Origin of the sequence: Anaerococcus obesiensis (genome assembly GCF_016599815.1) — a bacterium.
Classification (GTDB): Bacteria; Bacillota; Clostridia; order Tissierellales; family Peptoniphilaceae; genus Anaerococcus; species Anaerococcus vaginalis.
In genome coordinates, this window is the sequence record NZ_CP067016.1 from 1,356,381 (window position 1) to 1,375,210 (window position 18,830).

Sequence of the window (18,830 nt, forward strand, 5' to 3'; positions counted from 1 at the left end):
ATTCAACAGCATTCATAATAATAGGAATAACCATAGACAAAACAATTACAACAGCAAAAATTTTTAAAATCATTTTGCTATTAGATTTTTTCTTCATAAAATCACCTCTAAATCTATCTTTCTTAACAGTATTTTACTATAAGAGATATTTTTTGTAAAACTTTAAAATAAAAATAAATTTGCATTAAATTTTTATTAGTGGTATTATATATAAGTCGAAAGAGAAAGGCCCTTGTAAAATGTAAAAATATTTTGAATATTTTACACTTTGCTTGACAAGTGATTTGATTGGATGTATACTTGTATAGTAAGTTATTTATTTGGTGGGTATGGTCCAGTTGGTTAAGACACCTGGTTGTGGCCCAGGAGATCGAGAGTTCGAATCTCTCTACTCACCCCATACGCGGGATTGGCGGAATTGGCAGACGCGCTAGACTTAGGATCTAGTGAGATTTTCTCGTGAAGGTTCAACTCCTTTATCCCGCACCAAGAAATATAGACGTTAGCAATAACGTCTTTTTTTGTGCTTATTTTTACAATATTTTTACATTTTTATAATATTTTTACTCATTCTTATATGCTAAAATAAATAAAAGGAGAAAAATCATGGTTAATAAAGTTATTGAAGTTAGGTCTTTGGTTAAAAAATATAAAGATTTTATTGCTGTTGATAATTTGGATTTGGATTTATATGAAGGAGAAATTTTGGGGCTTTTGGGACCTAATGGTTCTGGAAAATCTACTAGCATTTCTTGCATTCTTTCTTTACTAAAAAATGATGGAGGCTCTATTAAAATTTTTGGCGAAGAAATGACTGCTGATTCATTTAATATTAAGAAAAAATTGGTGTAGTTTTTCAAGATGTTGGTGTTTATGATGAGCTTAATGTTTATGAAAATATAGATTATTTTTGCGGTCTATACATAAAAGATAAAATAAAAGAAAAATTCTCGTAAAAAAAACTATAGATCTTGTTGGTCTTGGTGATTTTGTTAAATTTAAACCTAAGCAATTATCTGGTGGACTTCTAAGAAGGTTAAATATTGCTTGTGGAATAGCTCATAAGCCTGACTTAATTATTTTTGATGAACCTACTGTTGCAGTTGATCCTCAATCTAGAAATAATATTTTGGAAGGGATAAAAAAGTTAAATGAAGATGGAGCAAGCATTATCTACACTTCTCATTATATGGATGAGGTTGAAAGCCTTTGTGATTACATTGTTATTCTTGATAAGGGAAAAATAATTGCAAAAGGCGATGCTGAAAGCTTAAAGGATACCATAAATTTAAAGGAAAAATTTCTTTTGAATCTGATGATTTATCAGATGACTTGATTGAAAAATAAAAGCTATGGATTCTTTGATTGATTTTTCTATAAAGGGAAGAAATTGTAAATTAAGTTTTTCTAAAGATTCAAATATTTTAAATCTTGTTGATATATTAAATTCATTTGAAACAAAATATGACCATCTAAGCTCAAGTAGACCTAGTTTAAATGATGTATTTCTTGAATTGACTGGAAAAGAATTGAGGGATTAGTATGTTCGTTCACAGTTTTAAAAATACTTTTAAAGTTTTAATTAGGGATAAAAGTCTTATTTTTGGTCTTTGATATTTCCTTTAATCTTGGGATTTTTCTTTAATATTGCTCTTGGTAATATAAAAAATTCAATGAAATTTGAGCCTATTAATGTTGTTGTAAAAGATGGTTTGAGAGATGATAAATATTTTGATGATTTTTGAAAACATTAGAAAAAGAAAAATATTTAAAATTTGTGATAAAAAAAGATGGATGATGAAAAAATCACTGCCTACATAAAAGATTATGACAAAGTAGAATTTAAAAAATCAGGTCTATATGAATCGATTGTTGAAAGTATTTTGAATGCTTATCTTAGAAAAGGGATTATGGCAAAGAAAATTTTTAGAAAAATCCTAGTTTTAATCCCAAGATATTAACTGAAAGTTCAAACCATATAAAGAATATTTCAAAGAAAATATAAATATTGTTAACACATTTTTCTATGCTCTTATTGGCATGCAGGCATTGTATGGATTTAGTTTTGGACTTTTGGTTATTTATAATTATGAAGCAAACCTATCAAGTCTTGCAAAAAGAAATGCAATAGCTCCTATAAAAAATCAATAAGCCTTTCAGCATCAATTTTGGCAGGATTTATAATAAACTTTTCCATAGTCTTATTTACAATTTTATTTTTTAATAAAATTTATAAAATAGATTTTTCTAATAAGTTAGGTCTTTTAATATTTCTTATAGGTCTTGCAAGTTTATTTGGAGTCTTGTTTGGGTGTTTAATCGGCTTATCCAATAAGGCTAGTATAGAAATAAAAAGTGGAATAGGAATAGCTGTAAGCATGCTTTTTTCATACCTGGCTGGAATGATGAATTCTGATGTGAAAATATTAATCCAAGAAAATTATCCTATAATAAACAAACTTAATCCAGCAAGCTTAATTAATGATGGAATTTATAGTCTTTATTATTATGATACTTTGGATAGGTATTGGGAGAATATAGGATATTTATTGTTTTTGACTTTGCTATTTGGATTGATTTCTTATTTATTAACAAGGGGTAGACAATATGATAGTATTTAAAAATTATTTTAAAATAATAAGAGGACATACAAAGGCAATAGCCTTATACACAATAATTTTTATGTCCTTACTTATATTTTCTAATTCTACTAATACCAATTCCAATGTTTATAAAAAGAAAAGGCAAAAATTTATATAGAAGACTCATGCCAAAGTGATTTATCAAAATCTTTTATTACATATATGGAAAAAGAAAATAAAATTGTTGATCTTAAAGGAAAAATATTGATGATAATTTATTTTATGGAATAGTAACAGCCTATATAAAAATTCCAGAAAATTTTGATAAAGAAAGAAAAGTTGAAATAAAAAGAGCCAAAGTGCAAAATATTATCAATATGTAAAAGAATCAGTAAACTTATATTTAGATCAAATTTCGCTTTATGAAAAAGCAGGTTTAAATCTTAATGATGCAATCAAAAATACGAAGAAAGATTTTCAAAAGAAAGTGAAAATTTCTCTAAAAAAAGATAAGGGTCAAATTATACCTGAAAAAATTTTATTTTTCTTTAACTTTTTATCTTATGTATTTTTAAGTCAGATAATTTTGGTAGTTTCTTTGGTTAGCCTGACTTATAAAAATAAAAATATCAGTCAAAGAAATTTGATTTCTCCTTTAAGTAAAACAAAAAGAAATTTGCAAATACTTTTGGGTAATATTTGTTTTGCTATTTTTTCTTGGATTCTTTATATCATTGCATTTTTTGTTTTAAATGGGAAAGAAGATTTATCCAACAGAATAATATATATGATGATAAATTCATTGATTTTTGCCTTATCTACAGTTAGTCTTGCTCTTTTTATTTCGAAATTAATAAGTAATAGCAATATTATGATGGCTGTAATGAATATATTTGCTCTAGGCTCATCATTTTTAACAGGGGTTTTTGTACCTCAAGAGATTTTAAGTAAAAACGCCCTTTTATTAGCTAGAGTTTTTCCAAGCTTTTATTATGTAGCAAACAATAATATGATAGCAAATGATTTTCAAAAGAAATATTTTTAAATAATATTTATATTCTTGTAGGATTTGGAATAATTTTTGCTTTGATAAGTTTAGTATTAGATAAATTTTCGTCATTTAATAAAATCCTATAAAATAATAAAATATAAAATTTTCCATTTTTGATATAGATAGAATTTTTTGAATATGGGTATCTATATTCATAGTAAACTATTTAATAAATTTTTATTAGCTATAACTTTATCAATATAAAAAAATAGTATATAATTTTACTAATAGGAGGAAAAGTTTTGCGAGATATAAAAAGAGTAGTTTTAAAATTAAGTGGAGAAGCACTTGCAAAAGATAAGGGATTTGGTTTTGATGATGAAACTATTGATCTTATTTGCGAAAATATAAAAAAAGCTAGAGATAAGGGACTTGAAATTGCCATAGTTGTTGGCGGTGGAAATTTCTGGAGAGGCAGAAGTGGTCAACATATTGAACGAGCAACAAGTGATACTATTGGAATGCTTGGAACTGTTATGAATGGTCTTAGAGTTCAAGATACGCTTGAAAAAATGGGACTTGAAACAAGGCTTATGACTGCAATTAATATGCAAGAAGTTGCTGAGCCTTACATAAGAAGAAGGGCTGTAAGACACCTTGAAAAGGGAAGAATTGTAATTTTTGCAGCAGGCACTGGTCTACCATATTTCTCAACTGACACAACAGCATCTCTTAGGGCTTTGGAAATTAATGCTGATATGATTTTATTAGGCTAAAAAGGAACTGATGGAATTTATGACAAAGATCCTAATAAATTTGATGATGCAGTTAAATATGAAAAATTAACCTATAGTGAAATTTTACAAAAAAGATTAAAGATTATGGATTCTACAGCAACAAGTTTGTGTATGGATAATGATATGCCAATCCTAGCTTTTGGAATCGATAATCCAGAAAATTTAGTTAAAATAGTTGAAGGAAAAGAAATTGGTACAATTGTAAAGGAGAATTTTGATGTACGATAAGATTATTAAAGATACTGAAGCTTCGATGAAAAAAGCTTGTGAATCATTCGAAATTAGAATATCAAAAATTAGAGCAGGTAGGGCTAATGATTCTATATTGGATGGAATTACATTTTCATATTATGGAACTCAAACACCAATTAACCAAGCTGCAACCATATCTACACCAGAGCCAAGACTTTTAGTTATTAAACCTTGGGATAAATCTAATATTAAAGAAATTGAAAAGGCTATTAATAAATCTGATTTAGGAATAAATCCACAAAATGATGGAGAAGTAATTAGACTTCCATTCCCAGCTTTGACTGAGGAAAGAAGAAAAGAACTTACAAAGCAAGTTTCTGAATATTCTGAAGATAGCAAAATTCAAATTAGAAATATAAGAAGAGATTCAATGGATATAGCAAAAAAAGCTGAAAAATCTGCAGACTTAACAGAAGATGATTTATTTTCAATAGAAGAAGATATACAAAAAATTACAAAAAAATATATCGATAAAGTTGAAAAAACTGTTGAAAGCAAAAATAAAGAATTACTTGAAGTTTAATTGAATAAAATAAAATTTGATAAGCTGAAGGCTTTTTTAAACAAGGATATAGGAAAAGCTAGGATAAATTCCAATATTTTATCCTTATTTTTAAAGCAATTAAGTTTACTTATTGACTCATCGGTATCCTTATACGATAGTTTAATGATAATAATTGACCAAAGACTTGACAAGAAATTGAACAAGGCTTTGGTCAATGTATCATTAGCCCTAAAAAAGGGAGACGAAGCCTATGTGGCTTTTAAAAAAGAAGAAAAATCCTTTGGACCAATTGTTACAGCTTTTGTAAAAAGTGGAGATGCAAGTGGAAATCTTTCAAAGATTCTTGATGAGTTATCTACATATATGACCGAAGAAAGTAAAAACAAAAATCAAATAAGTGAAGCTTTGATTTATCCTATAATTTTATTAATTGTTACTATAGGAGTTGTTATAACTATTTTAACAAAGGTTATGCCTACTTTTATAGAAGTTTTTGAAGAAAATGCAAGAAGCTTACCAATAGCTACAAAAATTCTTTTAAATATTTCAGATTTTTTTAGTAAAAATGGCTTTTTTATTTTATTAATAATTTTTATTTTTGTTTTTACAATAATTTTACTAAGACGTAAAGATAAATACAGAAACAAAATTGATGAAAGCTTTTTTAAAAGTATGTTTTTTAAAAAATTTAGACTTTTAAATATAGAATACCAAATTTCTTCGCTTTTATATATCCTAAAAAAGGGCGATGTAGATATTATAGAAAGCATTGATATAATAAAAAATTCTTTCAAAAATCAATATTTAAAACAAATTCTAACAAATGTAGAGGAGAGCTTAAAACTAGGAAATAATTTATCAAGTTCTCTAGATAAGGAAAATGTTTTTACGAAATTATTTATAGCTATGATAAAGGTAGGCGAAGACAGTGGAGATATGACAAAATCTCTCAAAAAATCCTCTAATTATTATGCTAATGAATATATTTATAGACTAAAAAGAATATCAAGATTAGCAGAACCTTTTTTGATACTTTTTATGGCTTTAGTAGTTGGATTTGTAGTTTTTTCTATTGCCATACCAATGTTTGATTCGGTTAATGCCATTAATTTTTAAGGAGAAGTTAATGTTTAAAAAATTTAAAAATAAAAAAAGAGGATTTACTCTTATTGAATTAATTATTGTAATTGCAATTATAGCCATACTTGCAGCAATAGCTATACCAAAATATCAAAAATCAAAAAAACAAGCGGCAATAACTGCTCATAATGCGAATGTGTCAATGTTAAAAACTGCAGCTAGCGTAAAATTAAATGAATTAAATGTAAATGATGGCGAAGTAACTTGGACAAAAGAAAGTGAAGATGCACTTAAATATGTAGAAAAATGGCCTGAGATTCCAAAAGGAATTGGACTAGATGCAAGTGAATATAAGGTAACAATTAATCCTAAAAATTCAACAATTACAATTGTGCCAGATACACTTGATCTAAAAGAGAAAAATAAATGATTAATATAATTTATTTTTTCTTGGGAGCAATATTCGGTTCATTTGCACATTTATTGTGTGATAGAACTCTTAGAGGAGAAAATATTGCCTATCCACCAAGTCATTGTTCATTTTGTAACAATAAAATATTAAAAAGAGATCTTATACCTATTTTTTCTTACATAAATTTAAAAGCAAGGTGTAGATTTTGCCAAAAAAAGATCCCATTTTCATATATTCTTTATGAAATAATAGGGGGTCTTTTATTTATATTTGCTATGAAAGAAAAAACTTTTATGGAAGGAAGTTTGATTTTTTTATCTCTAATTTTTTCTTTTGTAATAGCTATGATTGATTTAAAAAGCATGGAAATATATATGGGATATGTTTATATTTTAGCTTTTATTGGATTAATATATAGAATTTTTTATTTGGGATTTGATTTTGAATTTTTTAAAATTATTTTAATTTTTACTTTCCTATATTTTTTAATCTATTTCATATCTAAGAAAAATATAGGAGATGGAGATTATTTTTTCTATTTAGCCTTATTTTTATTTTTAAAAAATGAAAGAATTTTATATTTAATTTTAGGCTCTATTTGGATTGGAGCGATTTTTGCAATTATAATAGCTATCAAGAAAAAATCAATGAAAATAATGATTCCATTTTGTATTTATATATTTATTGCTTATATTATAAGTCTTTTGTGAGGTGTTTATGAAAAAAAGAGCCTTTACCTTAATTGAATTAATAGTTACACTTGCTATAATTTCTTTGATTTCAAGTGTGATTTTAATAAAATCGGGTTTGATACCAAAACTTCAAGAAAGAAAAGAAATTGAAAACTTGCAAGCTGACATAAATTATTGCAGAGAAAAATCTCTAGTTACAGGTTATAAATATAAAATTAATATAGATATTAATAATTACGCAATAAAAAGAGCTGATGATAATGAAATGGTAAAAGAAGTTTATTTTAAATATATAAAAGCAAACACAAAAAATACTTTTGTATTTAGACCAACAGGAAGTGTAGAGGGAGCAAGTACGATTTATTTTTCTTCTTCTAACAAAAAATATTCTATTATAGTATCGCCGATTGCTGGAAGGATAAGATATGAATAAAACTAGAAAAGGATTTACCTTGATTGAAATAATTATTGCTCTAGCTCTTATAAGCATAATAAGCATTTACCTGCTTCCATCACTTTTTTCAATTTATGAAAATTCCAGAAAAATAAAAGACGATTCTAAAATTTTATTTACAATGCAAGAAGTATTAGAAAAATCAAAAAATAGAGATGAAGGAGAATATGAAGACTTAGAAAATGGCTTTAAAATTAATACAAGTATTGAATCATACAATGAAAATTTGAAATATATAGAAGTAAGATGTGATAAATATAATTTGGAAGTGGTGGTAAAAAAATGAGAAAAAAAGGCTTTACCCTCTTAGAATTAATTTGTGCAATAGCTATTGGTTCAATCCTTATAGTTTTAATAAATAATATTGTAAAAACAAATCTTTCAATTAGTAAAAAAGCCTATGAGGATGAAATTGACTATAAAAATTCAACAAATTGTATTTTATATATAGAAAATGTTATAAGAAAATCAGATAAAATAATTGACTTTAAAAATGAAAATAATTTCAAATTATTAATTAGTGAAGGCTAAAATAAGTCTACATATAGATTTGAACAAAATGGGAAAAAATTATACGTTTATATCAATAATTTAAATTCAAATAGCCAGAGAGAAATAAAAATCCCAATAGGATATTGTAGTGATTCGAATATATCTTATGACAAAAATGATGATTCATTTTCAATAGATATTGATTTTTATGAAAAAGAAGGAAATTCAAATTACAAAACCTATATAAGGAGGCTTGAATGAAAAAAAGAGGTTTTTTATCCATTTATGTTTTGATAATTTTACTTCTTTTATCAATAAGCCTAACCTTCATATACGAGCAGGCGATAAATAACAATGATTCGAATAAGGATTTGTACAATAGGAAAAAAGCTATATACCAATTAGAATCACTTTATTCCATAATTGTAGATGATAAAAAAACTTTGTTGGAAGATGTTGAGATAGTAAATGAAAATGATGACAATTTGTGGCATCCATTTTATTTTTATTATTTTGATGAAAAAGAAGAAGTAAAAATTCAAAAACAAAATAAAAAAGAATTTGTATTAAGAAGTGTAAAAAAAATTGGAAATTCAAAGGCTATATTAGAAATGGTTTTGGATTTAAGAAATAAGTATGCGCTAAGAGAAAATAAAAAAATAATACTTGATGAAAATTTCGACGAATTTTACAAAAATTTAAAATTCAAACAAAATAAATTTGAAGAATTTGAAAATTTAAAATTAGAAAATGATTTAGAAAAGAGATTTTTAAAAATTGGTGGACAATTAATTGTAAAAAGAGAGAAAGAAAAGATTACATCAAGCGAAATTTCAAATGATGATAATTTAGAGAAAAATCAGAGCAATTTATCAAATGAAGAAAAAAATTTTTCCAATAAAATTAAGACACCTAGACGAATTAGTGGTATAGTAATTATTGGTAAAGATTTGATTTTGGAAAATGATTTAGTTTTGGATGGTTTGCTTATAATAAAAGGCGGTATTATTTCAAAAAATAATAGCAAACTTATTATAGATGGGCAATTAATATCAAAAAATGATTACACTAATATAGTTGATTATTCATACAATAAAGAAAAATCACTAGATTATATTGATGATATAGAAAATCCAAAATTTATTGAAATTAAATCAAAAAAAGTATTTTAATGGAGGAATAAATGAAAATATTAGTTATCAATTGTGGCTCTTCATCTTTAAAATATCAATTATTTGATATGGACAATGAAGAAGTTTTAGTAAAGGGTCTTGTAGAAAGAATTGGAATAGATGGCTCAAGACTTAAACAAGAAAAAGGCGACGACGAATATATAATTGAAGAAGATATGAAAGACCATACTGAAGCAGTTAAACACGTATTTGATGCTATAACTGATAAAGAAAATGGTGTGATTTCAGATTTATCTGAAATAGATGCAGTTGGCCATAGATTTGTTCATGGTGGAGAAAAAATTACAAAATCTGTTGTAATTGATGACGAAGTTAAAGAAGCTGTAAAAGAATATTCAAAATTTGCACCATTACACAATCCAGCAAATATGATGGGACTTGAAGCTTGTGAAAAACTTCTACCAAATGTAAAAAATGTGGCAGTATTTGATACAGCATTCCACCAATCAATGCCAGAAGAAAATTTCCTTTATGGAATTGATTATAAATACTACGAAGACCAAGCTGTTAGAAAATATGGATTCCATGGAACAAGCCATGATTTCATCACACAAAAAACAGCAAAAGTTTTAGAAAAAGATCAAAAAGATTTAAATATGATTTCATGCCATTTAGGAAATGGATCTTCAATATGTGCAGTTAAAGAAGGAAAATCATTTGATACAACAATGGGACTTACACCACTTGAAGGACTTGTAATGGGAACAAGAAGTGGAGATTTAGATCCAACAGTTGTAACATTTTTGATGAATGAATATGGATATGATACAAAAAAAATGGACAATGTCCTAAATAAAGAATCAGGAGTTCTTGGAGTTTCTGGAGTATCATCAGACTTTAGAGATCTTGAAAATGCTGCAAATGATGGAAATAAAAGAGCAGATATTGCTTTAAAAATGTTTGCTAACAGAGCAAAAAGATATGTAGCAGGATATATGGCAGAAATCGGAAAAACTGATGCAATTGTATTTACTGGTGGAATCGGAGAAAATTCTGCAACAATGAGAGCTGACATAATGAAAGGCTTTGAACAATTTGGAATCAAAATCGATCCAGAAAAAAATAATGTTCGTGGCGGTTGTCATTTAATCTCAACTGACGATTCAAAAGTAAAAGTTTTTGTAATAGCAACAAACGAAGAATTAATGATTGCAAGAGACACTAAAAAACTAGTATAGCTTGACAATTTTAACATTTACTTATATAATGTTTAAGATTGCTAAAACTCATAACTAGGAGGTGTTAGAATGGCAGTACCTAAGAGAAGAACATCAAAAACAAGAAAAAATAAAAGAAGAGCTTCAGCTTACAGATTAAATAAATCAACTTATGTAGAGTGTCCAAATTGTCATGAACCAATGTTACCACATAGAGTTTGTCCAAGCTGTGGTTATCATAAAGGCAAAGAAGTTCTTGAGTTAAATTAAGATAGTGGTAACACTATCTTTTTTTAATATCAAAAATAAGGGGAAATTATGAAGATAATTATAGATACTTATGGAGTAGATGACGGAATAAAGATTCCAATAGAAGGTGCAATTAGTGCTTTAAAAGAAAAAGATTTTGTGCCAGTTTTTTCTGGAGATAAAGAAAAAATAGAAAAAATTATTGATGGAAGAATAAAATCCTACGAAATAATAGATGCTAAAGACAAAATTGAAAATAATGAAGATCCAGTAAAGGCCATAAGAAGAAAAAAAGATTCTACAATGGTTAAAGCTTTCGAAAAATTAAATGAAGATGGTTACGATGGATTAGTTTCTGCAGGCTCAACAGGAGCAATTCTTGCAAGCGGATTATTTATTTCTGGAAGAATTAAAGGAATAAAAAGAGCTTGCATAGCAACAAGCCTACCAACTTATGAAAATACAACTTTATTATTGGATACTGGGGCAAATATGGATTGCAAAGCAGAATTTTTAAAAGAATTTGCAATAATGGGAAGTGTTTTTGCAAAAAATGTACTTCATATAGAAAATCCTACAGTTTCACTTTTAAATGTTGGAATCGAAGAACACAAGGGAAACAAATTAGCAAAAGAAACTTACAAATTATTGGAAGAATCTTCAATAAATTTCAAAGGAAATATTGAAGCAAGAGATTTGTTTACTGGCAAGACTAATATAGTAATAGCTGATGGATTTGACGGAAATATTGCTATAAAAACTGCAGAAGGTGTAATTAGTCTTTTCAGTAAGGAAATTAAAGATGCAATTTACAAATCATTTTCAACAAAAATTGGAGGTGCCTTGATAAAAAATTCTTTAAAAGAAAATTTATCAAAATATAACTCAGATTCTATAGGAGGAGCTCCACTTTTGGGAGTAAACCAATATGTTTATAAGGCTCACGGCAATTCTAATGAAAAAGCATTTAGCTCAGCTATTTTAGGTCTAATCGATTATGTAAATACAAATACAATAGAAAAAATAAAAGGAGAATTAGAATGATAAGAGAAGAATTAATTGAATTAGTAAAAGAAAATTTAGATATTAATGAAGATGAAATTGATTTTGAAAAAGAAATCACAGCTTATGACATAGATTCAATCGATATGCTTGATTTTATTATGGCAATTGAAGATAAGTATGACATAGAATTTTCTGATGACGAATTAGATGAAATCGAAAAATTTTCAGATGTAATATCTTTAATAGAAAGCAAAAATTAATGAAATTAAGTAAAGAAAGATTAGAAGAAATTGAAAAACTTGAAGAGAGTATAGGCTACATTTTTAAAAATAAAAATCTTATTGATGTAGCCCTTACTCACTCTTCTTATATTAATGAGAGCAAGGATGAAAATAAATCATCAAACGAAAGATTGGAATTTTTGGGAGATAGCATTCTTGATTTAATTGTAAGCGAAGAACTTTACAAAAATCACAAAACATATCCAGAAGGAAAATTAACAAAAATAAGATCAAGGATAGTTTGTACTTCATCTTTTTCAAAAGCAAGCGAAAAATTTAATTTATCTTCATATTTGTTGTTTGGAAAAGGAGAAGAAAGTCATAATGGTAGAGAAAAAAAATCTGTAAAAGCAGATACTTTTGAGGCTTTTTGTGCTGCTATTTATCTTGATGCAGGGTATGATTTTCTAAAAGATTTTTTAATGAAAAATTATTATGAAATTGTAAAAGAACTTCTAGAAAATGACTTGCTTTTTATTGATTACAAAACAAAATTACAAGAATATTTTAACAAGACAAACAGAATAATTTTAAAATATAAACTTGTAAAAGAAGAAGGACCAGAGCATAATAAAACATTTTATATGGAAGTTTCAGCCAAAAATAAAAAACTTAGCACTGGCAAGGGAAAAAATAAAAAAGAAGCTGAACAAATGGCAGCAAGAATCGCTTATAAGAAGTTGACAAATGAGTAAAAAAGAATATATAATACCAATTTTTATACCATTTTTGGGTTGTCCCCACGATTGTGCTTTTTGCAATCAAGTCAAAATTACAAATTATAAGGACAATATAAATAAAGAAAATACTATAAGGCAAATTAATCAATACTTATCATATTTTCCAAAAAATGAAAATCTTAAAGAAATTGCATTTTTTGGTGGCTCATTTACAGGTCTTGATGAAAAAGTAATGATTTCTTATCTTGAAATTGCACTTAATTATAAAAAGAAGGGAATTATTGATAGAATCAGATTATCCACAAGACCTGATTATATAAATAATTCTATTCTTGATATATTAAAAAAATATGAAGTTGATGTAATTGAACTTGGAATACAATCGCTTGATAATGAAATATTAAATGCAAATGAGAGAGGTCATAGTAAAGAAGATTCAATTATGGCAAGCAAATTAATAAAAGATTATGGTTTCAAATTAGGTCATCAAATCATGCCTGGTCTTTATAAGGATTCTTTTGATAAAGCTATCAAAACAGGATTAGAGTCTATAAAAATGAATCCTGATATGGTAAGAATATATCCAACTTTGGTTATAAAAGATACAAAACTTGAAAAATTATATAAAGAAGGTTTATATAAAGCTCTTAGCTTGGATGAAGCTATTGAAATATCTAGTAGGCTTTATATGATTTATTCATACTAAAAAATTCCAGTAATAAGAATAGGACTTCAACCAACAGAAAATATAAATGAAAAAAAAGATGTTGTTGCAGGGCCTTTTCATCCTTCAATTAGACAATTGGTTGAAACAAATATTCACAAAATTTATTTGGAAGAATTAATAAATAAATATAGGCTAAAAGATAAGATAAAAATTCATATATCAAACAGAGAAATTTCAATAATAGCTGGAAATAAAAAAGCAAACAAAAATTATTTTTACAAAAAATATGGCTTGATTATAAATTTTGAAAATGATGAAAATAATTTTATAGAGTATGAGGATAAAAAAATCTCCTATGATATTGAAAATTTTATGAGAGAATTTGTAGAAAAAACTTACGGTGGTGATTTATATTAGATTAGAAAGTGTTGAACTTAAAGGATTTAAGTCCTTTGCTAATAGGACAAAAATAAAATTTGATAATCAAATAACTGCTGTAGTTGGTCCAAATGGTTCTGGGAAATCAAATATAGCAGATGCCATAAAATGGGTTTTAGGTGAACAATCAGTAAAATCTTTGAGAGGAAAGAAGATGGATGATGTAATCTTTCAAGGAGCTGATGATAAAAAACCTATGAATATGGCGGAAGTAAATCTTTCATTTAATAATAAAGATAGGGCTTTGTCTAGTGACTATGATCTTGTAAAAATTTCTAGAAGAATTTTTAGAAATGGCGACAATGAATATAGGTTAAATGGAAAAAGAGTAAGACTTAAAGATATAAAAGAATTATTTTTGGATACAGGTATTGGGAAAGAAGGATATTCTGTAATAGGTCAAGGAAGAATTGATGAAATTTTAAATTCATCAAATCAAGAAAGAAGAAATATTTTTGAAGAAGCAAGTGGAATTGCAACTCACAAATATAGAAGAGAAGAATCCCTAAAAAAACTATCTAAGGTTGATGAAGATCTTGAGATAATCCAAAGAGAATGGGACTACAAAAATAAGGATAAAAATAAGCTTGAAATTGAAGCGAAAAATTTTGAAAAATATACTGAAATTGAAAGCTTGCTTAATGAAAAAGCATATTTATTTTATGCAAATAAATCAAAGTCTTTAAACGAAAAAAATAAAGATTTAATTGAACAAATTAAAATTTTAAAAAATAATCAAGAAGAAAAAACTAGAGAATTTGATAAAATAAATGAATCATTATTGCCGATAGCAGAAAATATCAGAGATTTAGAAAATAAATATAAAAATCTTAACCAAAGTATTTTAGATAATGAAAAAAATATTGATAAGTACACTAATAAGATAAATCTTGATAGGCAAAAATTGTCTTATAATAAAAAAGATTTAGAAAGAAATAACAGTGATTTTAAATCTTATGATGAGAAATTTAAAAATTATGAGCTTTCACTAAAAAACCAAAAAGATAAGCTTGAAAATACGAAAAATGTAATAAGGAATTTAGAAGAAAAAAATAGAAAATTATCTGAGAAAAAAGATGAAAGTATTGCTTTATTATCTTCAATACAAAAAGAAATTGAAAGATTAAAAAAAGAAGGCGAAGATTTAAATAAATTAATATATGACTATGATATAGATCAAAAAACAAGAACAATTCTTGAAAAACAAAGATTTGAAAATAACAAGATAATCAATGAAAAAATTCAAGAATTAAATTCTGATTTGTCAAATATTAGCAAAGATTTAAATGAATTGGAAAAAGAAAAAGAAAATCTTTCAAAATATATTGAAGAAAAAAATACAAATCTTGAAAAAATAAAAGAAAAAATTTTAAATGAAATAAATAAAAAAGATGATTTGGAAAAAGCAATTAACCAAAACAAGCTTTCTTGCAAAGAAGAAATATCAAATTATAAGATACAAAAGTCTTTGATGGAAAGAAATGAAGGGTATTTTTATTCTGTTTCAGATTTTTTGAAAAAAACCAAAAATACAGAGATTGAAAAATTATATATAAATACCCTAGCAAATCTTATAACTGTAAAATCAGGTTATGAAGAGATAATTGAAAATCTTATAGGTCAAGGGCTTCAAAATATTGTAACATGGTCAAAAAAAGATACTAGGGAGATAATTAATTTTGTAAATAAAAATAAGCTTGGCAGAATTACATTTTTACCTTTGGATTCAATAAAACAAAATAAAAAAGCTAGAGTTGAAGAAAAAGAAGTTATAGCTATGGCTTATGATTTGGTTAGTTTTGATTCAAAACTTGAAAATATTATTAATCATTTTCTTTCTAATACAGTTGTTGTAAAAAATATAGACGATGCTGTAAGCTTATCAAATAAAATTAAGGGGTATAGGATAATTTCTTTAAATCTTGATTTAATTAATACTTGGGGTTCAATGGTTGCCGGAGTTAATAAGGCTAGAAAATCAAATATTAATATCCTAAATAGAAATAAAAAAATAAATGAAATTAAATCTAGGATAAATAAGTTAAGAAACGAGAGAAATGACTTATTAGAAAATTATAATTCTTTAAATATAGAATTAGAAGAAAATCAAAGATTAAGGCAAAAAAAAGAAGATGAATTAGTAAAAGCTAATGAGAATTTAATAGATATAAGGTCTATTTTTGACAAAAAAAATTATCAAAAGCAAAGTCTAATTCAAAGAATTGACGAGTTAAAAGAATCTTTGAAAGAATCAAAAGAAGAAGAAAATTTTAAAGATATAGAAAAAATCAAATTAAAACTTTCAAATGTAAAAAAAGAAGATGAGATTTTAAAGGAAAAATCTATTGAAAATAGCAAACTAATAAATGATTTATCCAACGAAATATTTAAAAACAAAAATAGTATTGAAATAAATACAAGAGATTTAAATATTTTAGAAAATAGGATAAGTGAAGATGAAAATAGTCTTTTGAATTTGAAACAAAATATAGAATTTAATCAAAAGATGAAAAAATCTTTAGAAGAAAGTTTGATAAATTTAGAAAAAGAAATAAGTGCTTGTGAAAATAAAGTTGTAGATACAAAAGAAAGAGTAAAAGAAGACGAGAAAAATAAAATAAAGATTTCTATGGAAATTGATGAGAAGAAAAACTCTAATCATAAGTTATTATCTCTATCTAAAAATATAGAAAATGAATTAAATGAATATTCTATGAAAATAGTGAAGTTTAATTACAAACTTGAAGCTATAAGCAAGGATTTGAAAAATTTAGAAGATGAAATTAGACCATTTATTTCAAAATCTCTAGAAGAATTAAAAGAAAATAATTACGAAAATTCTTCAAAGCAAATTAAAAAGGAAGAATTATTTAATCTTCAAAAAAAATTGACTCAAGTCGGATTTTTTGATGAAAATTCAAAAGAAAATTTTGAAAAAGCATACAAAGAATTTGAATTTTTAGATAAGCAAAAAATTGACCTTGAAAAGTCCAAAAAAGATATTGAAAAAATGATAAAAAAGCTTGAAGAAGATATGAAAGATGAATTTATCAAAAATTTCAATATAATTGATGAAAAATTTCAAAGGATATTTAAGGAATTGTTTATGGGAGGAAAGGCAAAGCTAAGCCTTGATTCAAATGATTTATTAGATGCGGGGATTGATATATCCGCTTGCCCTCCAGGAAAAAGTACAAAAAATATAAGCCTATTATCTGGTGGAGAAAAATCACTAACGGCTGTAGCTTTATTATTTGCAATATTTGAAACAAATCCTGCTCCATTTTCTTTATTAGATGAGATTGATGCGGCTATGGACGAATCAAATATAAAAAGATATATAGATTATTTAAAATCCTTATCTGACAAAACACAATTTATAATGATAACTCACAGACAAACTACCATGCAATTGGCAGAAAAAATTCATGGAGTCACAATTGGCGATGGTGGAATTTCAAAAATTTATTCAATAGATTTTGATGATGAAAAATAGAAGGAGAAAAAATGGCAATTAGAAATATAAGACAAGTTGGAGATCCTATTTTAAGAAAAACTTCAAAAGAAGTAAAAGAAGTTAATGATAGAATTAAAATTTTATTAGATGATATGGCAGAAACAATGTATAAGGCTGATGGAGTTGGACTTGCAGCACCACAAGTAGGACTTTTAAAAAGAGTTATAGTTGTGGATGTTAGAGATGAAGACGGTTTGATTAAACTTGTAAATCCAGAAATTATTGAAAAAGATGGAGAACAAGTTGGAGTTGAAGGATGTCTTTCGGTTCCAAATTTCAATGCAAATGTAAAAAGACCTGCCCATGTTGTTGTAAAATATTTAGACGAAAATGGAGATGAGAAAAAAATAGAAGCTGAAGGCCTAAAAGCTGTAGCTCTTTGCCATGAAATTGATCATTTAAATGGGATTTTATTTATAGATAATTATGAAGAGGAAGTTAAATTTGACGAATAAAATAAATATATGTTTTATGGGAAGTCCAAAGTTTTCACTAGAAACTTTGGATATTCTTAATAAAAACGAAAATATAAACCTAAGTTTAGTTGTAAGTGGAAAAGATAAAAAAAGAAATAGAAATAAATTTAAGCCAACAGTAGTTAAGCAATATGCTTTGGATAATAATATTGAAGTTGTTACTCCAGATAGTGTAAACACAGATGAATTTATAAATTTATTAAAAGAAAAAAATATTGATTATATAGTAGTAGTTGCTTTTGGTCAGTTGATAAAAGAAAAATTATTAGAAGAATATAAAAATAAAATAATCAACTTGCATCCATCATCTCTACCAAAATACAGAGGCTCTAGTCCAGTACAATTTAGCCTATTAAATGGTGACAAAAAAACTCATGCATCAGCTATGCTTATAGAAAAAGGAATGGATTCTGGAGATATTTTAAATCAAAAAGAAGTTGAAATAAAGGCTGAAGATGATTTTACATCTTTAAGTGAAAAACTATCAAAAATTGGAAGTGAAGTTATACTTGAGTCTGTATTAAATTATGATGAGTTTATGAAAAATAGAATAAAGCAAGATAATGACAAGGCAACTTTTACAAAAAAAATTACAAAAGAAATGGGAAAGATTGATTTTAATCAATCAAAAGAAGAAATAATAAATAAAATTAGAGCTTTTGTAGAATTTCCAAAAGCATATTTCTCATATAAAAATGAAAATGTAAAAATTTTAAAAGCAAGCCCAGTTGAAATTGAAAATCCAAAAATATCTTTTGTATATAAGGCTAACAAAAATGACAAAATTATTATTGGCTGTAAAAATGGTGGGATAATAATTGAAAAAATTCAATTTCCAGGCAAAAAAGCTATGGACACAAAATCTTTTTTACTTGGAAATGATTTTGAAGAAGGAATTTATTTAGGATAA

20 protein-coding genes, 2 tRNA genes and 3 pseudogenes are annotated in these 18,830 nt (G+C 26.0%); all 25 read left to right on the forward strand.

The features are described 5' to 3' along the window. Positions 1-323: 323 nt before the first annotated feature. Positions 324-400 (forward strand) — tRNA-His (locus tag I6H46_RS06830). 3 nt (positions 401-403) lie between these two features. After that, positions 404-489, forward strand: a tRNA-Leu gene (locus I6H46_RS06835). Between the two features lie 117 nt (positions 490-606). Next, a pseudogene (locus I6H46_RS06840) lies at positions 607-1,541 on the forward strand (ABC transporter ATP-binding protein). Between the two features lie 69 nt (positions 1,542-1,610). Beyond that, the gene (locus tag I6H46_RS10320) at positions 1,611-1,745 is read left to right on the forward strand and encodes a hypothetical protein (RefSeq protein WP_267907439.1); all 135 of its coding nucleotides are present in this window, start codon (positions 1,611-1,613) and stop codon (positions 1,743-1,745) included. Between the two features lie 45 nt (positions 1,746-1,790). Beyond that, a complete protein-coding gene (locus tag I6H46_RS10045) occupies positions 1,791-1,961 on the forward strand; it encodes a hypothetical protein (RefSeq protein ID WP_234287326.1) in 171 nt (56 codons plus the stop codon). Between the two features lie 207 nt (positions 1,962-2,168). Continuing rightward, positions 2,169-2,621 carry an ABC transporter permease gene (locus tag I6H46_RS10050; RefSeq protein ID WP_234287327.1) on the forward strand — a complete coding sequence of 151 codons (453 nt, stop codon included), beginning with the start codon at positions 2,169-2,171 and terminating at the stop codon, positions 2,619-2,621. 448 nt (positions 2,622-3,069) lie between these two features. Further along, positions 3,070-3,627, forward strand: coding sequence for an ABC transporter permease (locus I6H46_RS10055; protein ID WP_234287328.1), 558 nt, complete (start codon positions 3,070-3,072; stop codon positions 3,625-3,627). Between the two features lie 248 nt (positions 3,628-3,875). Continuing rightward, positions 3,876-4,598, forward strand: a pseudogene (gene pyrH, locus I6H46_RS06855) (UMP kinase). Next, positions 4,588-5,145: a ribosome recycling factor gene (frr, locus tag I6H46_RS06860; RefSeq protein WP_004838543.1), complete on the forward strand. Its 558-nt coding sequence runs from the start codon at positions 4,588-4,590 to the stop codon at positions 5,143-5,145. The pseudogene pyrH and the gene frr overlap by 11 nt, the downstream one beginning before the upstream one ends. Continuing rightward, complete coding sequence (locus I6H46_RS06865) at positions 5,146-6,243, forward strand: type II secretion system F family protein (RefSeq protein WP_019117984.1); 1,098 nt, start codon at positions 5,146-5,148, stop codon at positions 6,241-6,243. It abuts the gene before it with no gap. A 10-nt stretch (positions 6,244-6,253) separates the two neighbouring features. After that, complete coding sequence (locus I6H46_RS06870; protein ID WP_019117983.1) at positions 6,254-6,637, forward strand: prepilin-type N-terminal cleavage/methylation domain-containing protein; 384 nt, start codon at positions 6,254-6,256, stop codon at positions 6,635-6,637. Beyond that, positions 6,634-7,329: a prepilin peptidase gene (locus I6H46_RS06875; protein WP_019117982.1), complete on the forward strand. Its 696-nt coding sequence runs from the start codon at positions 6,634-6,636 to the stop codon at positions 7,327-7,329. Before I6H46_RS06870 ends, I6H46_RS06875 begins: the two co-directional genes overlap by 4 nt. A 7-nt stretch (positions 7,330-7,336) precedes the next feature. Further along, on the forward strand, positions 7,337-7,744 hold the full coding sequence (locus I6H46_RS06880) for a type II secretion system protein (protein ID WP_019117981.1): 408 nt from the start codon (positions 7,337-7,339) through the stop codon (positions 7,742-7,744). Then, complete coding sequence (gene comGE, locus I6H46_RS06885; protein ID WP_019117980.1) at positions 7,737-8,051, forward strand: competence type IV pilus minor pilin ComGE; 315 nt, start codon at positions 7,737-7,739, stop codon at positions 8,049-8,051. Before I6H46_RS06880 ends, comGE begins: the two co-directional genes overlap by 8 nt. Then, positions 8,048-8,296 (forward strand): type II secretion system protein, encoded by a 249-nt coding sequence (locus I6H46_RS10060; RefSeq protein WP_234287329.1) that lies wholly within the window; start codon positions 8,048-8,050, stop codon positions 8,294-8,296. The genes comGE and I6H46_RS10060 overlap by 4 nt, the downstream gene beginning before the upstream one ends. Positions 8,297-8,514: 218 nt before the next feature. Then, complete coding sequence (locus tag I6H46_RS06895; protein WP_019117978.1) at positions 8,515-9,429, forward strand: hypothetical protein; 915 nt, start codon at positions 8,515-8,517, stop codon at positions 9,427-9,429. Between the two features lie 11 nt (positions 9,430-9,440). Then, positions 9,441-10,628, forward strand: coding sequence for an acetate/propionate family kinase (locus tag I6H46_RS06900; protein WP_004838551.1), 1,188 nt, complete (start codon positions 9,441-9,443; stop codon positions 10,626-10,628). Positions 10,629-10,697: 69 nt separating this feature from the next. After that, positions 10,698-10,877: a 50S ribosomal protein L32 gene (rpmF, locus tag I6H46_RS06905; RefSeq protein WP_004838552.1), complete on the forward strand. Its 180-nt coding sequence runs from the start codon at positions 10,698-10,700 to the stop codon at positions 10,875-10,877. A gap of 48 nt (positions 10,878-10,925) precedes the next feature. Further along, positions 10,926-11,900, forward strand: coding sequence for a phosphate acyltransferase PlsX (gene plsX / locus I6H46_RS06910; RefSeq protein WP_019117977.1), 975 nt, complete (start codon positions 10,926-10,928; stop codon positions 11,898-11,900). Beyond that, positions 11,897-12,121: an acyl carrier protein gene (locus I6H46_RS06915; protein WP_004838554.1), complete on the forward strand. Its 225-nt coding sequence runs from the start codon at positions 11,897-11,899 to the stop codon at positions 12,119-12,121. The genes plsX and I6H46_RS06915 overlap by 4 nt, the downstream gene beginning before the upstream one ends. Beyond that, positions 12,121-12,837 carry a ribonuclease III gene (rnc, locus tag I6H46_RS06920; protein ID WP_070607148.1) on the forward strand — a complete coding sequence of 239 codons (717 nt, stop codon included), beginning with the start codon at positions 12,121-12,123 and terminating at the stop codon, positions 12,835-12,837. Before I6H46_RS06915 ends, rnc begins: the two co-directional genes overlap by 1 nt. Further along, a pseudogene (locus tag I6H46_RS10465) lies at positions 12,830-13,906 on the forward strand (elongator complex protein 3). Before rnc ends, I6H46_RS10465 begins: the two are co-directional and overlap by 8 nt. Next, positions 13,893-17,423: a chromosome segregation protein SMC gene (gene smc, locus I6H46_RS06930; RefSeq protein WP_200225709.1), complete on the forward strand. Its 3,531-nt coding sequence runs from the start codon at positions 13,893-13,895 to the stop codon at positions 17,421-17,423. The pseudogene I6H46_RS10465 and the gene smc overlap by 14 nt, the downstream one beginning before the upstream one ends. A gap of 11 nt (positions 17,424-17,434) precedes the next feature. After that, entirely contained in the window at positions 17,435-17,899 is a 465-nt protein-coding gene (def, locus tag I6H46_RS06935; RefSeq protein ID WP_004838558.1) for a peptide deformylase, read from the forward strand. After that, positions 17,871-18,830, forward strand: a complete 960-nt coding sequence (fmt, locus tag I6H46_RS06940) for a methionyl-tRNA formyltransferase (protein ID WP_051008242.1) — start codon at positions 17,871-17,873, stop codon at positions 18,828-18,830. The genes def and fmt overlap by 29 nt, the downstream gene beginning before the upstream one ends.